The organism is Kordia sp., assembly GCF_022447245.1.
Lineage (GTDB): Bacteria > Bacteroidota > Bacteroidia > Flavobacteriales > Flavobacteriaceae > Kordia.
In genome coordinates this window covers 31,447-47,832 of the sequence record NZ_JAKVBC010000001.1, presented here as the reverse complement: position 1 = coordinate 47,832, position 16,386 = coordinate 31,447, and the positions used below count along the sequence as shown (strand labels likewise).

The window sequence follows — 16,386 nt, the reverse complement described above, 5'->3', positions numbered from 1 at the left end:
AGTACTACTCAATACTTCTCAGACTTTCTCCGAAAGCTTCAGGAGAAATGGCATTTTTAACATCAAAGTCTCCAATTTTTGTACGACGCAATGCCGAAAGATGTGCGCCAGAATTTAACGCTTTTCCAAAATCATGCGCCAAGGAACGAATATATGTTCCTTTACTGCAAACTACACGAAAATCAATTTCTGGTAAGTCAATACGTGTAATTTCAAATTCGTGAATCGTAATTTTTCGTGATGGAATTTCTACTTCTTCGCCAGCACGCGCTAATTCGTATAAGCGTTTTCCATCTTTTTTTAAGTGCAGAAAATATTGGTGGTTTTTGATCAATTTCTCCTAAAAACTGTTTTACAGCTTCATGAATCAATTGATCAGTAATGTGAACTGTTGGAAATGTTTCATTGATTTCACTTTCCAAATCATACGAAGGTGTTGTACCGCCAACAGTAATGGTTCCTGTATATTCTTTAGTTTGTCCTTGAAATTCTGCAATTTTCTTCGTGTTTTTTCCAACACAAATAATCAACAATCCAGTGGCTAAAGGATCAAGTGTTCCTGCATGTCCAACCTTTAATTTTTTGACTTTAAACGTTGATTTTAATGCCCATTTCACTTTGTTTACAGCTTGAAACGAAGACCATGTCAATGGTTTGTCAATCAATAAAGTTTGTCCAGCTTGGTATTCTTCGAGCGTCTTCATTTTACAAATGCGTTTGGTATCCAACATAACCGATTGCGATCAATCCGACAATCAAACAATATATAGAGAAGTAAGTAAGTTTGCTTTTCTTTACTAGGTTAATCATCCAAGTACAGGCAAACAATCCAGCAACAAAGGCAGCTATAAACCCAAGTGACATTGGTAAAATATCAGAGCTTTCTAGCGCAAGCTCACCACTAAAAATATCTTTCCCAATCTTTCCAAAAATTAACGGTACAACCATTAAAAATGAAAAGCGTGCAGCTTTGGTTTTATCATTTCCAAGCAGCACAGAGGTAGAAATAGTAGCGCCAGAACGTGAAATTCCAGGTAACATGGCTATGGCTTGCGAAATACCAATAATTGCAGCATTGGAATAACTCACATTTTTATTGGTGTTTTTGGCTTTATCTGCAAAAAATAGCAGCGCTGCAGTAATAATCAACATGCAACCTACTAATAAAAGATTTCCTTCAAACAAGGCCTCTAGTTGATCTTCAAAATACACACCAACGATAGCTGCAGGAATCATAGAAATCAACACCTTTAAGGCAAATTGAAATTCTTCATTCCATTTAAACTGGAATATACCTTTTAGTAACTCCATAATATCTTTTCGGAAAATAACAATCGTGCTCAAAGCCGTTGCAAAATGAACTACGACAGTAAATAACATATCTTCTTTGATTTCGGCACCTAAAATGACTTTTCCTAGCTCAATATGGCCACTAGATGAAACAGGTAGAAACTCCGTTAGTCCTTGTATGATACCAAGGATAATTGCATTAATTGTATCCATGAATTAGGAGTCTGAATTCGGATTCAACAAAATAGCATACACTTCTATGATAAATCCAATAATAACAACCATAGGTGCAATGTGTATTCTACGCGTACTAAAGACGTCTTCGTTAAAGACCTTTGGATCATCACTTCCGCCACCAGCCATAAGTATAAAACCTAAAGCAATGACAGCCAAACCAATAAACATGAACATATAGTTTTTCTTTCCAAAAACAAATCCATGTTTAGCTTGTAATGTATCTTTTTGTTGTTGACTCGTGCTGTCTACTTTTGGTGAATTTTTAGTAGCAGCAACTTGCTCCGTTTGTTGTGGAGTATTTTTTGCTTTCTTGCGGTTGCTTTTTGACTTTTTGTTTTTCATGTACGCTCAAGTTTACAAAGTGTCAACCGAAACATAAATCAAATAAAAAAGGTTTTAAAATTCGCTGTAAACAACGGTAGTGCCTTTTTCCATTTTTGAAATATGCGGAACAATTCCGTCAGGATTGACAATTGTCCATCGGTTCAGACAATACAAAGTAACGGTTTTATTTAAAACTTTTGAACTTAATTGCGCTAAATTTATTCCTTTCTCTAAACCACGATTGATATAGTAATAATGACTATCGTTTTCCAATCGGATTTGTATATCGTTAGAAGCTCCTTTTTTAATAGAAACTATTTTTCCAGAAATAAGTACACAAACGTCCGATTTAGCCGCAGTTACTGGCTTGAACGAATATGCTAAAAATACAACAAGTGCTATGCCTAAAAATATAAATGTGAATCTTCTCATAATTTATAATTTTTTAAAAATTAAAATGTCTTATTCAATCACGTAAATATTTTCATCATATAAATTTTGGGGTTGATTTATTGTTACAAATATAACAGCCTATTTTCCTAATTATTTTATAATGAAGGGTTAAATTTTGTTAATGTTTAGAAAATCAAGCATCTTTGAAAAGGGAATCGTTAAAAATTGAAATGCCTTATTCTCCTTGACATGGAATTTTTTTCACTTGTCTCTTAAACAAGTATTAACTTTTAATTCCGTAATATCATGATTATAAAAGCAGCATGCACTAAAAAAGTATTCCTAATAGGAACAACGCATTAGAAAACTATTTAAATTACTAGTAAATAAAAAGGGAAACCAATATTAGCTTCAAAAATGGTGCAATCTTAAAAGATACCTTTTGCTCCTTAATCAGTTTTGACTACCTACAAATCTTTGTAAACTTCAATGAAATCATTAAATTAGTTGTAATTAACCGAATATTATATATTCAATTTAAAGTCGTGTTGAAATCACATTATTTAAAAGTAAAACCTTGATATTAGTTCCTTTTCGGTTGACTTTTAATGGTAAGAATCATCGCGGGAATCAACAAAACACTCGAAAGCGATCGCATCCAAAAGCCTCTGTCTAAAGCTTCAGAAGTCGCCAAATTGACAATAATCAAAAACACTCAATAAAAGAGGAAGTAATGATTTTTTAATACAGAATTAATAATACAACTGATCTGTACGTAAATTCAAGAAACGTTGCGTTGCAAAGAAACTACTGATTAAGGTAATCAAAACGCCAATTACTAAAATACCTGAAAATACAATTCCGATATTAGTAGTGTCACTTGTTAGTTGCAATTGAGGAAGTGATTTATCGGCATAATACAAAGCGCCTGCCATTCCTCCTAAAGCTAGAATGGTTGCAATAAGTCCCATTTTTACACTATTCCAAATAAAAGGTCTGCGAATAAAACCTTTAGTAGCGCCAACCATTTGCATGGTTTTAATCGTAAAACGTTTTGCATAAATAGACAGTCGAATAGAGCTATTAATCAGCAAAGCAGCCACAAAAGCAAAAAAGATACAAGCAATCAAAATACCAAGTCCCACACGCTTAATATTGGCATTGAGTTTAGAAACCAATTGTTTATCAAACGTTACTTCCTCAACAAAATTCTTTTCACTAATCTCAGCAGCAATTTCTTCTAATTCACTACTAGAAACAAAATCAGTTTTCAAATATACATCCAGCGAATTCAACAATGGATTTTCTCCTAAATATGCTACAAAATCTTCTCCAATATCAGCGGTTAAATTAGCAGCAGCTGTTTCTTTAGAGACAAACTCGGCAGATTTAGTATATTCTGCCAGTGCCAATATCTTCTGTAATTGTTTAATTTCTACATCTTTGGCACTATCTTTCAAATATACCGTCAGTGCAATTTGTTCTTTATAGTAATCGGCTACTTTTTTTGTATTCAGAACCAACAATCCTAAAATTCCAAGTAAAAAAAGTACTAGCGTTGTACTCAATACCACAGAAAAATAAGAAGAAATCAATCGTTTTTTTTGATATTTTTCAAAAGAAGAACTCATAAACAGTGCATTAATTAGGTAAAATTATAAATTAATAATTATAAATATCGAATTTTAAATGTAAAAGTGCAGTTACTCAAAACAGGTATATCTAAAAAAACGCCTATAAGAGTGAATTCGTATATAAAAGGTTATAAAGTTTAATTTTCTTTCTCCTAAGATTCCTTTTTCTTTTTTGTTCCTCCAAATACTCTTCAATTGATTTCATATTACCACTAACAATTTCCTTGACATCGTTTTGAAGCTTCTTAAAATCAATATCTTCTTGGTATGTATATTGATACAGTGTTCCGCTAAATTCATTTTTAGCAGTTTCAAGACGTTTTGTTAATACATGATCAAACTTCGAATCTGATGAATGAAACATTAATACATGCAATCTGTACAATTGATCCTTATCAGAACCGTCAGGATTTGTAGTACACACATAATACACGACTTTGGTAAAACTTTTTGAGAATCTATTTTTTGGAAGTTCTTCAAACCATTCATAACCCCAAACATTTTTATCACCGATCTTAAAAAAGTCAAAATTGAAATAAGTGTCCAATCCTTCAGGAAGCTTATTTTCTTTTTGAGCAGCATACATTTTTTCTTTCCACTTTTTACCTTCTTCAAAATTGCCCAAGCCAAAGTGAGAAACGATGATATTTTTCATCATAAAATATTCGCGTTTAGCAAATTTTTCTCCAAACATAAATCTTCCTTTACGGATGTCGCCAAGTGCAGCTAAACCATATACAAGAGACTTATCATAATCTTGTTGGTAACGATTAGTTTCTTCCAAATACGTTGCAGTTGCGGTTTTATACCAAACAATATGTTCGTATTAAGTGTCACTTTTAGGAATTCTTTCCTCAAGAGCTTTAAATTTTACATACGAAGCATCTACTTGGTTTTTTTCAGCAAGTTGTTTTGCTTCTTGGTATAGACTTAGATAATCGGTTTGACTTATTCCTAAAAAAGGAATTGCTAAAAATAATAGAAGAACTGTCTTTTTCATCTGTAAAGTATTCGTTGGTATACTCAAAACTAAGATTTATAATTTCATAAAAAATCACAGATGAGTGAACACAATGGATTAATGAGTGAACGTATCTAGAATTTTCTTATAGTTTAAAGAAATATAAATGACATCTTAATTCTTGTAGTTTCTTATCTATACCATTCATCTCGAGGTGGTTGACCTAAATTTTTCGCGCCTTTGTGTGGATATTGTAAATACCCTTTTGCAGGCTTGGGCAGTGCTTTTTTGCACGAGTTTGAACATACATTTACTAATAAGGGTAGCACATCTGTTGCGATGCCAATTGAAATCCACCATTGCTCGGTTTCAGATTGTTTGATAGGTTTGCTGCAAACACTACAGGCAATCATTTCTTTATCATAAGTTACTGGATTGTCTTTTAAGTCAGGAAAAGGTTTTCTGTATTTATAATTTCCATATAACGCTCTCGTACTTACAGTGCTATTTTTTAATCTTTTGCAATTGGTAATTTCATAGGGAAACCAATGCAAATTGTATGAAGTGTACGGTGTAAACTCTTCTAAAGCATCCATTTCACCAATTTCAGGAGGAATTCTTTTAATGTTACTTCCATATAAAAATAGTTTTTTAACCTTTTTTAATTTAGCAATGGAAGGAGGTAGTGTATGGATATGACTCCAATATTTTGCGTCGATTGCTTCACCAAGATTAAATTCTGTAAGTCCTTTTTCTGCAATTATTTCCACATATTCACATAATTTTACCCATGCTTCCGTAGTAGTATCTTGAACATCATTTTCAACAGGAACATAATTGTATTCGTATTTAGAACTCATCTGATTTTTTAAGTAAAAATAAAGGAAAAAAATAGATACGCCTGTTAGGAACAAAAACATAAAACATTATGTAAGAGTAAACAACCAAATAATCTTTTGTCTTTCATACAATAACCGTTAAATTTGCGCTTCTTTAAAAACGATCATGATGAAGTACAATTTCAACGAAATTGAAGCCAAATGGCAAAAATATTGGGCAGAAAACGGAACCTTTCATGCCGAAAATAATTCTGACAAACCAAAATATTACGTGCTCGACATGTTTCCATATCCATCAGGAGCAGGATTACACGTTGGTCACCCATTAGGTTATATTGCTTCAGATATCTATGCGCGTTACAAGCGTCATCAAGGATTTAATGTATTGCATCCACAAGGATACGATAGTTTTGGATTGCCAGCAGAACAATATGCAATTCAAACTGGACAGCATCCAGCAATTACTACAAAAACAAACATCAAACGTTACCGCGAGCAGTTAGATAAAATCGGTTTCTCATTCGATTGGAGTAGAGAAGTACGTACGTCTGAGCCAGCATATTATAAATGGACACAATGGATTTTTATCGAATTGTTCAATTCATGGTATAATATTGAAACAGATAAAGCGGAACATATTGACACGCTTGTAGCTACATTTGAAGCAGAAGGAAATGCTACGGTAAAAGCAGTTTGTGATGATGATGTAACTGTATTCGCTGCGGCGGAATGGAACAATTATTCTTCAGAAGAAAAACAAGAAATATTATTAAAATATAGACTTACGTATTTAGCAGAAACCGAAGTAAACTGGTGTCCTGCATTGGGAACTGTGTTAGCGAATGACGAAATCGTGAATGGAGTTTCTGAACGTGGAGGTCATCCTGTAGTACGTAAAAAAATGACGCAATGGAGCATGCGAATTTCCGCGTATGCACAGCGTTTATTAGACGGTTTGAATACGATTGATTGGCCACAACCTTTAAAAGATTCGCAAACCAATTGGATTGGTCGCTCGCAAGGAGCAATGGTGACGTTTAAAGTAGATGGGCACGATGCAAATATTGATGTATTCACAACACGACCTGATACTATTTACGGTGTAAGTTTTATGACTTTGGCGCCAGAGCACGATTTAGTAGCAAAAATTACGACTGCCGATCAAAAAGAAGCGGTAGAAAACTATGTAGAAGCAACTTCAAAACGTAGTGAACGTGAACGTATGGCGGATGTAAAAACCATTTCTGGAGTCTTTACGGGTGCGTATGCATTGCATCCATTTACAGGAGAAAAAATACAAATCTGGATTGGAGATTATGTCTTGGCAAGTTATGGAACAGGAGCCGTAATGGCAGTTCCATGTGGAGATCAACGTGATTATGACTTTGCGAAACATTTCGGTTTAGAGATTCCAAACATCTTTGAAAATGAAGACATTTCAGAAGAAGCGTTTAGTGAAAAAGAAGGTGTAAAAATTGCCAACTCCGATTTCCTAAATGGTTTAACCTATAGAAAAGCGATGAAAACCGTGATCTATGAAATGGAACAACGCGGTTTTGGAAAAGGGAAAATCAACTATCGTTTGCGTGATGCGGTATTCTCGCGTCAGCGTTATTGGGGAGAACCATTTCCAGTGTATTATGTGAATGGAATGCCACAAATGATAGATGTACAGCATTTACCAATCACATTGCCAGAAGTAGAAAAATACTTACCAACGGAAACAGGTGAGCCACCATTAGGAAATGCTGAGGTTTGGGCTTGGAATACGGAAACAAATGAAGTAGTTGGTAATGATAAAATTGACAACGAAACTATATTCCCATTAGAATTAAATACGATGCCAGGTTGGGCAGGAAGTTCTTGGTATTTCTTCCGTTATATGGAAAAAGCAGCTCGTGAAGGTGATTTTGCAAGTTCAGCTGCTTTAAAATACTGGGAAAATGTAGATTTATACATTGGAGGAAGCGAACATGCTACAGGACACTTGTTGTATGCGCGTTTCTGGACAAAATTCCTAAAAGACAGAGCCTTTGTTGGTGTTGATGAACCCTTTAAAAAGTTGATCAACCAAGGAATGATTTTAGGAACGAGTGCATTAGTGTATAGAATTACTGGAACAAATACGTATGTGTCTAAAGGTTTAAAAGACCAACATGAAGTAGATGAAATTCGTGTAGATGTAAATATGATTAACACATCTGATGAATTAGATATAAATGATTTAAAAGCTTGGCAACCGCAATTTGAAAACGCTGAATTTATTTTAGAAGAAGGTAAATACATTGTAGGTCGTGAAGTAGAGAAAATGTCAAAACGTTGGTTTAATGTTGTAAACCCAGATGAAATTTGTGAGGAATATGGAGCAGATAGTCTACGTTTGTATGAAATGTTCTTAGGGCCATTAGAGCAATCAAAACCTTGGAATACTGCCGGAATTACAGGAGTTTTTGGATTCTTAAAGAAACTTTGGAAGTTGTATGTTGGAGAAGAAGGTGTGTCAAAAGCAACGGATGCAGTACCAACAAAAGACAATTTGAAAACCTTGCATAAAACCATCAAAAAGGTAGCGGAAGACATTGAAAATTTCTCGTTCAATACATCTGTAAGTACCTTTATGATTTGTGTTAATGAATTGACAGATCAAAAATGTAGCAGCAGAGAAATTCTAGAACCATTAACGATTTTAGTTTCTCCGTATGCACCACACATTGCTGAAGAATTATGGGAGCGTCTAGGAAACGAAGGTTCTATCGCTACAGCGAAATTTCCAAAATTTGAGCCAAAACATTTGGTCGAAAGCTCAAAAGAATATCCAGTGTCGTTCAACGGAAAAATGCGTTTCAAGAAAGAATTATCATTAGAATTATCAAAAGAAGAAATCGAGAAAATTATCTTGGAAGACGAACGTACACAAGCACAATTAAACGGAAGAACTCCTAAAAAAGTGATTGTAGTTCCAGGAAGAATTATCAATATTGTTGGTTAGTATAGCAGACTTGGTATAATAATCGCTATGTGACTTTTAAATATAATTGTTATATTGTAAAAAACTTATAAAAAAATGAAAAAAATCGTCTTTTTAATCGCGCTAGTTTGTATGACCACGAATGTCATGGCGCAAAAAAAGCAAGTAAAAGAGCGTGCTGGAAAAAGTTCTGAAGACAAGGAATTTCCTACTGAGTATGCGTTTCCAAAAGAATATGTAGGAACCTATGCTGGAAATCTAAATATAGCAGATGCTACTGGTGTTTTGCAAAATGTTCCAATGGAGCTGATTATTGAACCAACTGACGATCCAATGAAATACTCGTACACGCTTGCTTACATTGTTTCAAACAAAAAAGATGAACGAAAGTATACGCTGAACTTAGTAGATCAAGAAAAAGGATTATACGATTTGGATGAAAATAATGGAGTAGTATTAAGAGCTAATTATATGCGACAAACGTTATTTAGCACATTCGAACTTAATAACAGAATCTTAAATAGTCGTGTAGAATTTAATAATGATGGACGTGTTTTCTTCTCAATTACAGTGACTGAAAAAGCAGATGCAAGAAAAACAGGAGATGAAAAACTTTCGGTTATAAGTTACCATACAACATTTCTTCAAAAAGCTACTTTGCGTAAAGTAGAACGTGACTAAGTTCTGAGATCAATAAAAGAATCATATAAAGCAAACCTCGACTATTTGACGAGGTTTTTGTATTTTTTATCGTAAAGTCTAATAAATGAGGAATGTGGTTTCCGATTACAAAGTATAATAAGTACTTTTTTGAGTAAAAATTAAACTAGTATGATTTTTGTATTTTAATTAAATAAATAATATGGATTATGACCTACGATAGCGGATATTTTATACTGGCAGGAGTAATTATGTTAGTAAGTATTTTTGTGAGTAATAAACTCAAAAGCAAATTTGCACACTATTCAAAACTACACTTACGAAATGGAATGAGCGGTGCACAAATCGCTGAAAAAATGTTAGCAGATCATGGAATTAGAGATGTGGAAATAACACATGTAAAAGGGAGATTGACCGATCATTACAACCCAAGAAATAAAACGGTAAACCTTAGTGAAGCTGTATATCATGAGCGAAATGCAGCTGCCGCGGCTGTTGCAGCACATGAAGTAGGACACGCTATTCAGCATGCACGTTCCTACAAATGGTTGCAGATGCGATCGAAATTAGTACCGTTGGTAAGTATTGCATCTAAATTTTCGCAATGGGTCATTTATGCAGGTGCTGCAATGATAGCAAGTCAACAAGTAGCAGGCGATACAACAATAGGAAAAAATATCTTAATCGTTGGATTGATTATGTTTGCAACAGGAACCGCTTTTAGTTTTGTAACCTTACCTGTAGAATACGACGCAAGTAACAGAGCTTTACGTTGGTTAAAAGATAAAAACATGGTAACCCAAGAAGAATATGCTGGTTCACAAGACGCACTTAAATGGGCAGCCAGGACCTATGTGGTTGCAGCTTTAGGCTCCTTGGCAACCTTGGTGTATTTTATGAAATATTTGAAACGGAGGTAACTTATATTATAAACAGGCATAAAAAAAACTGAATGTATAGAAACATTTGGTTTTTTATGTTTTGTTAAGCTTAGATGTATATCGTTTGCAAATTATACTTTAATCTGTCGATCAATTTGTTGATTTAAAGAGATAAACGTTTCCGTTCTAGAAACGCCTTTGATAGCTTGTATTTTGTGATTTAAAATGTGCATTAAGTGCTCATTATCTCTACATAAAATCTTTATCAATAACGACCAATTTCCTGTGGTGTAGTGGCTTTCCATAACTTCAGGAATTTGATCCAAAGCCTTCACCGCATCTGGATTTCGCATAGCTTTATCTAAATACACACCAATAAATGCCATTGTTTTATAACCTAAAACTTTTGGATTAATGACAAACTTAGAGCCTACAATTAACTTTGCATCTTCTAACTTTCGAAGCCTTTGATGTACGGCTGCACCAGAAATACCAATGCTTCGCGCAATACTTAAAATAGGTGTACGCGCATCTTTCATCAAGGCACGGAGTATCTTTTTATCGATTCCGTCAATTTCAATTTGTTCATTAATCACTTTCATAAACAGCTGTTTTTCAAATGAAAATCTAAAATACGGGTTTTTGTTTTAAATCTAAATCGCTTGCTAATTTTTTAAGTGAATCTGATATTTTTCCAACACATTTACTTTATAATTGAAGTTTTATAAAAATAACGAGGTATTTGTGAGAAAGTAGCTCTTAATACAAAATTCCTGAGGTCACTTCGAGTGATTTTTTAAAAGGAAGTGAAGAAAAATAGTATCAAGAAGTACTTTGAAAATGTTTCTACACATTATCATGATTATACCCAAAATACGGAACTTCTTCTTCTTTAAACAATACTCCGTAATCTTCCAATTCTTTTAAGATTGGCGTATATACTTCCTTTGTAATAGGCAATTGTACACCTGGTGTTGTGATTTCTTCGTTCAAAATCTTTAAAGCAGCTATAGCCACAGGCAATCCTACGGTTTTAGCCATTGCTGTATATGTTTGATCTTCCCCTAAAATCACCATCTTGGAGTCAATTTGATGCTTCTTGCCATCTTTTTCATAGCCAAACTTGTGATACATCACAATCATATCTTTATCATCGGGAGCCAATGTCCAGCTATCCATTAATATTTTTTGTAGAATTTGCGCAGGAGTAGCATTCTCTAAACCTACTTTTTTAGTTGGATTGAAAAGATCGAGTTCTAATAACTTCTCCCAAAGCGTATCATCTTGATCGATCTTTAAATTGTGGCGCATTTTCAGCTCAACAGAGTCTGTTGGGCTATAAGGTAAAAATGAATTTACGAAATCGCGGTAGCTCATATCAGCAGAGTTTTCAATAGTGTAGCTATCGTCAGTCATTCCTAAAATGACAAACATTTGCCAGGCTCTAGAAAATCCAACTCTTCTAATCGTTCCACGGTACAAAGTCAAAATGTCATCCAAACCATATACGCTTCTGTATTTCAAAGAATCACGATTTGCATAAGCTTCAAACTTTCCATAGCCTTCTACACTCAAAAATTCTGTTCTACGGAACAATCGGTTGTACGGAATATACTTGTATGTTCCTTCTTGAATAAACTTAGCAGTTCCGCCTTGTCCGGCCAGTACCACATTTCTTGGATTCCATGTAAACTTGTAGTTCCACAGGTTTGTGTCACTTTCTGGAGCAACCAATCCACCTGTAAACGACTCAAACAAAATCATTTTTCCGCCATTGTCGCGAATACGATCAATCACTTCCATGGCGCTCATGTGGTCAATTCCTGGATCTACACCAATCTCGTTCATAAACACCAATCCTTTTTCTTTTACAGCTTCATCCAAGGCTTGCATTTCTTTGCTGATATAGGATGCTGTAACCATATTTTTACCAAAATGCACACAATCTTTTGCGACTTCAATATGAAAGCGCGCAGGAAGCATCGAAATTACAATAGAAGCTTTCTCGATAGCTGCTTTTCGACTTTCGGCATTAAAGACGTCTAGTAAAATGGCAGAAGCGTTTTCGTGGTCTCCAACCAATTTTTGTGCATTCTTAATGTTGATATCTCCAACAGTAATATGTAAGTTTTCATTATGACTTTTATCTAAAAAATATTTAATAAGGTACGAAGCAGATTTTCCTGCACCAATAATTAAAATGTTTCGCATAGTGGGTTTTGTTGCGTAATTTTGTAAAATGACAAATATAACACTAATGTAGCAAATTGTTACATTTATAAAAATAACTTCGTGATTTTATGAGAAAAAAAATATTGATTACAGGTGCAATTCTTGGATGTTTGGCTGTTATACTGGGCGCTTTTGCGGCACATGGACTCAAAAAAGTACTAAGTGCAGATCAACTTCATTCTTTTGAAACAGGTGTTCGTTACCAAATGTATCATGCTCTTTTATTATTGATTGTTGGAATTTCTGGGTTTATCACACCTAAAATGCAACGATTGATCTATGTATTTGTTTTGTGGGGAATTGTACTTTTTTCAGGTTCTATTTATCTATTAGCATCGAAAGATGTGACTTCGATAGATATTTCTTCAGTAGGTTTTATTACACCAATAGGAGGAACTTTATTAATAATTGGATGGATAGCACTGATTATTAATTTTATCAAACTTAAAACTGAGAAAATCAATTGAAAATGCAGAATTTTAAGAAAAGCAAATACTTTTTTTAATTAAAGTAGATTAAATCGTTTGAAAATACGATATCTATAAAAATATTTATACTTTTGCTCTTTACACAAAACACAACAAGAGTTAAAAGTTATGACGAATAACACCTTCTCAACGAAAACGATTTCGTTAAATCAATACGGAATCAAAGATGCGAAAGCACACTACCAACTTTCCTCAGGTCAGCTTCATGATGCAACAATCCAAAAGGGACAGGGAATTGAAACTTCTTTTGGAGCTATCTCAGTAAATACAGGAGAGTTTACAGGAAGATCCCCTAAGGACCGATTTATTGTGAAAGACAGCATCACAGAAGATAAAATTTGGTGGGGAGACATCAATATTCCTTTTGAGCCAGCTGCTTTTGATAAACTATACGATAAAGTAGTTGCGTATTTATCTGAAAAGGAAGTATATGTGCGTGATGCCTATGCTTGTGCTGATGAAAATTACAAACTAAATATTCGTGTCGTAAATGAGTATCCTTGGAGCAATATGTTTGCACACAACATGTTTTTGCGTCCAACAGAAGCAGAACTTGTAGATTTTAAAGAAGAATGGCTTATTGTAAATGCGCCAGGCTTTATGGCAGATCCAGCAGTCGATGGAACACGCCAGCATAACTTTGCAATCTTAAACTTTGAAAAGAAAATTGCACTTATTGGTGGAACAGGATATACAGGTGAAATCAAAAAAGGAATTTTCTCTGCATTGAACTTTATTCTTCCAGTATTTAAAAACACTTTGCCAATGCACTGTAGTGCCAATGTTGGTAAAGATGGTGATACAGCTATTTTCTTCGGACTATCAGGAACAGGAAAAACTACCTTATCAGCAGATCCAGATCGTAAGTTAATTGGTGATGATGAACACGGATGGACAAACGAAAACACAGTCTTCAATTTTGAAGGTGGTTGTTATGCAAAAGTGATCGACTTAAGCGAGGAAAAAGAACCAGATATTTATGGCGCGATTAAAAAAGGAGCAATTCTTGAAAACGTTATCATGGATGACAATGGAAACGTTGATTTTAAAGATACCTCTATTACGCAAAATACACGTGTAAGCTATCCTATTCATCATATAAATAATATTCAGGTGCCTTCTATTGGGAAAAATCCTAAGAATATATTTTTCTTAACGGCTGATGCTTTTGGAGTATTGCCTCCAATCTCAAAGCTTACGCCTAGTCAAGCAGCATATCACTTTATTTCTGGATATACAGCCAAAGTTGCAGGAACTGAAGCAGGGGTAACAGAACCTGTGCCAAGTTTCTCAGCATGTTTTGGAGCACCATTTATGCCATTACATCCAACAGCTTATGCTGAAATGTTAAGTGCAAAAATGAAAGAAGCTGGTGTAAATGTTTGGCTTGTAAACACTGGATGGTCTGGTGGTCAATATGGTGTAGGGAAAAGAATGGCTTTAAAATACACTAGAGCAATGATTGCCGCTGTTTTAGATGGAGCCCTAGGTGACTACACGTATGAAGATTATCATATACATTCTGTTTTTGGAGTAGCGCAGCCAAGAAAATGTCCTGGTGTGCCAGATTCTATATTGAGTCCAAGAGCAACTTGGAATGATGATCAAAAATATTACGAAACAGCATTTAAGCTAACAAATGCATTTAGAGAAAACTTTAAAAAGTTTGAATCGTATGCTAGTGAAGAAATCCGTAGAGGAGGACCACAACGATATGGATTTTAATAAGAAACAATCAGTTTAAAATACTGTAACCAACCAAAAAACATAAAAGCGTTTATCTAAAATGGATAAACGCTTTTTTAATTGTTGTATAAAGTAATTATTTCTTATTCACTTCGTCAATGTATTTTGCCAATGCCATTGTCATTGATGGTGTTTCAGGAGTTGGTGCTTTAATATCTACTCGTAAACCTGCTTCTGTAGTTGCTTTAATGGTTGAATTACCAAATACAGCAATACGTGTGTCATTTTGTTCAAAGTCTGGGAAGTTTGCCAATAAGGACTTAATTCCTGATGGGCTAAAGAACACTAAAATGTCATAATACACATCGCGTAAGTCTGAAAGGTCACTAACTACAGTTTTGTAAAAAATTCCACGTTCCCATGTAATATTTAAAGAATTTAAAGTCTCTGGAACTGCACGTTTCAACGCATCTGAAGACGGTAACAAAAATGTTTCATCTTTGTATTTCTTGATAAGCGGAGATAATTCTTGGAAGGTACGCTTACCTACATAAATTTTACGTTTTCTGTAAACTACATACTTCTGTAAATAGTATGCTACAGCTTCTGATTGACAGAAATACTTCATGGTATCAGGCACTTTGAAGCGCATTTCTTCTGCTACTCTAAAAAAGTGATCGACGGCGTTTCTACTCGTTAAAATGATAGCTGTGAACTTTGTCAAATCTATTTTTTGGTGACGCACATCTCTTGCGCTTACACCTTCAACGTGTATGAACGGTCTAAAATCAATTTTTACCTTTTGCTTATCAATAAGCCTTGAGTAAGGTGAGTTCTCAATTTTTGGTTCCGGTTGAGAAACTAAAATGGTTTTTACTTTCATAAACCTATGTTTTATGTCGCGTTATTCAATTAATAATTTATAGATAACTAAATAAGGGGCAATTTCAAGTGCGCAAAGATACAAAATAAAATAAAACAACTTGTTGATTATCAATTTTTGATAATTCTTCAGTAGAAGAAATAATACGATGAGGTTATAGGAGAAAAATATAAAAATTACTGAGAAAAATATAATCTTATTCTTATAATCGTAGTAAACAAGGACTAAATTGATGGGAATCAATAATAAACCAAATAGGTTTCGAGCGTTAATTTTGTGAAAATTATAAGCGTTAATATACACTTCGATATCTAAAATAACTGCCATAATTTTTTCCAAAATGTATCTAATCATGATGAAAAACATCATAAACGAGATAATTTTCACGAATAAAAATGGCGCATCAATCAAATACGGACGGAAAAAAGTAACCGCAATGTATCCAAAAATAGAAAACGAAATGACTTGCACACAAAATAACAAAGAGGTAAATCCGTTGATAATGTTTTCTTGCTTCGATTCTACTTGGGTTTGATATTTATTCGAAAAGAGAAACGTAAAAAACAGTGCAAACTTTTTCCGAAAAACAAAACGTGTTATAACTAGCAAACACAAAGTCGTTACAAATAACAATGTGAGCCAATCTTTCGAAATTACACTTCTTACTACGGTAGATAACATTTGGTAAAATTAGCAAGTATGTTAAATAATACATAAAAATTTAGGACAAAATACTATAGACAGTTGCAGAACTTATAATTTGTGTACTTTTGTCATGCTCAATAAGCTTTAAAATGATTGATGCAAAATTTGAATTATAGTTTCTTTAGATGAAATAGAAAATATAAGCATAGCCCTAGTTACGGTTCTGTTTCATATTGAAAATATAAAGGAATTAGAAACAAATTTA

At 34.0% G+C, this 16,386-nt stretch carries 16 protein-coding genes and 1 pseudogene; 5 read left to right on the top strand and 12 right to left on the bottom strand.

Going from position 1 to position 16,386, the window contains the following annotated elements:
• Nucleotides 1-4: 4 nt before the first annotated feature.
• The 8 genes and pseudogenes from truB to MK119_RS00195 form a co-directional block, all read right to left on the bottom strand.
• Nucleotides 5-704 (bottom strand): annotated as a pseudogene (gene truB / locus MK119_RS00230) (tRNA pseudouridine(55) synthase TruB).
• A gap of 1 nt (nucleotide 705) precedes the next feature.
• Nucleotides 706-1,503, bottom strand: coding sequence for an undecaprenyl-diphosphate phosphatase (locus tag MK119_RS00225; RefSeq protein WP_290669274.1), 798 nt, complete (start codon nucleotides 1,501-1,503; stop codon nucleotides 706-708).
• Between the two features lie 3 nt (nucleotides 1,504-1,506).
• Entirely contained in the window at nucleotides 1,507-1,869 is a 363-nt protein-coding gene (locus MK119_RS24155) for a DUF3098 domain-containing protein (protein WP_366512745.1), read from the bottom strand.
• Between the two features lie 54 nt (nucleotides 1,870-1,923).
• On the bottom strand, nucleotides 1,924-2,283 hold the full coding sequence (locus MK119_RS00215; RefSeq protein ID WP_290669271.1) for a hypothetical protein: 360 nt from the start codon (nucleotides 2,281-2,283) through the stop codon (nucleotides 1,924-1,926).
• A gap of 713 nt (nucleotides 2,284-2,996) precedes the next feature.
• A complete protein-coding gene (locus MK119_RS00210; RefSeq protein ID WP_290669268.1) occupies nucleotides 2,997-3,875 on the bottom strand; it encodes a permease-like cell division protein FtsX in 879 nt (292 codons plus the stop codon).
• Between the two features lie 103 nt (nucleotides 3,876-3,978).
• Nucleotides 3,979-4,662 carry a hypothetical protein gene (locus MK119_RS00205; protein WP_290669265.1) on the bottom strand — a complete coding sequence of 228 codons (684 nt, stop codon included), beginning with the start codon at nucleotides 4,660-4,662 and terminating at the stop codon, nucleotides 3,979-3,981.
• A 42-nt stretch (nucleotides 4,663-4,704) separates the two neighbouring features.
• On the bottom strand, nucleotides 4,705-4,878 hold the full coding sequence (locus tag MK119_RS00200) for a hypothetical protein (protein WP_290669262.1): 174 nt from the start codon (nucleotides 4,876-4,878) through the stop codon (nucleotides 4,705-4,707).
• Nucleotides 4,879-5,030: 152 nt separating this feature from the next.
• Nucleotides 5,031-5,699 (bottom strand): hypothetical protein, encoded by a 669-nt coding sequence (locus MK119_RS00195; protein ID WP_290669259.1) that lies wholly within the window; start codon nucleotides 5,697-5,699, stop codon nucleotides 5,031-5,033.
• A 148-nt stretch (nucleotides 5,700-5,847) separates the two neighbouring features.
• Between MK119_RS00195 and leuS the strand changes: the two genes are divergently transcribed.
• From leuS to MK119_RS00180, 3 genes are all read left to right on the top strand, one after another.
• Entirely contained in the window at nucleotides 5,848-8,667 is a 2,820-nt protein-coding gene (gene leuS / locus MK119_RS00190; protein WP_290669906.1) for a leucine--tRNA ligase, read from the top strand.
• 75 nt (nucleotides 8,668-8,742) lie between these two features.
• Entirely contained in the window at nucleotides 8,743-9,327 is a 585-nt protein-coding gene (locus MK119_RS00185; RefSeq protein WP_290669256.1) for a hypothetical protein, read from the top strand.
• 188 nt (nucleotides 9,328-9,515) lie between these two features.
• Entirely contained in the window at nucleotides 9,516-10,226 is a 711-nt protein-coding gene (locus tag MK119_RS00180) for a zinc metallopeptidase (protein ID WP_290669253.1), read from the top strand.
• 92 nt (nucleotides 10,227-10,318) lie between these two features.
• On the opposite strand, the gene MK119_RS00175 is transcribed toward MK119_RS00180, so the two are convergent.
• Both MK119_RS00175 and MK119_RS00170 read right to left on the bottom strand, forming a co-directional pair.
• On the bottom strand, nucleotides 10,319-10,789 hold the full coding sequence (locus MK119_RS00175) for an Lrp/AsnC ligand binding domain-containing protein (RefSeq protein ID WP_290669250.1): 471 nt from the start codon (nucleotides 10,787-10,789) through the stop codon (nucleotides 10,319-10,321).
• A gap of 244 nt (nucleotides 10,790-11,033) precedes the next feature.
• The gene (locus MK119_RS00170) at nucleotides 11,034-12,398 is read right to left on the bottom strand and encodes a saccharopine dehydrogenase C-terminal domain-containing protein (protein WP_290669247.1); all 1,365 of its coding nucleotides are present in this window, start codon (nucleotides 12,396-12,398) and stop codon (nucleotides 11,034-11,036) included.
• Between the two features lie 89 nt (nucleotides 12,399-12,487).
• On the opposite strand from MK119_RS00170, the gene MK119_RS00165 reads away from it, so the two are divergent.
• Nucleotides 12,488-12,886: a DUF423 domain-containing protein gene (locus MK119_RS00165; protein WP_290669245.1), complete on the top strand. Its 399-nt coding sequence runs from the start codon at nucleotides 12,488-12,490 to the stop codon at nucleotides 12,884-12,886.
• A gap of 129 nt (nucleotides 12,887-13,015) precedes the next feature.
• A complete protein-coding gene (gene pckA / locus MK119_RS00160) occupies nucleotides 13,016-14,632 on the top strand; it encodes a phosphoenolpyruvate carboxykinase (ATP) (protein ID WP_290669243.1) in 1,617 nt (538 codons plus the stop codon).
• 97 nt (nucleotides 14,633-14,729) lie between these two features.
• Here the strand turns inward: pckA and MK119_RS00155 are convergent, their stop codons facing one another.
• Nucleotides 14,730-15,476, bottom strand: a complete 747-nt coding sequence (locus MK119_RS00155; protein ID WP_290669240.1) for a uroporphyrinogen-III synthase — start codon at nucleotides 15,474-15,476, stop codon at nucleotides 14,730-14,732.
• Nucleotides 15,477-15,497: 21 nt separating this feature from the next.
• Complete coding sequence (locus MK119_RS24150) at nucleotides 15,498-16,157, bottom strand: DUF4271 domain-containing protein (protein WP_366512744.1); 660 nt, start codon at nucleotides 16,155-16,157, stop codon at nucleotides 15,498-15,500.
• Nucleotides 16,158-16,386: the final 229 nt, after the last annotated feature.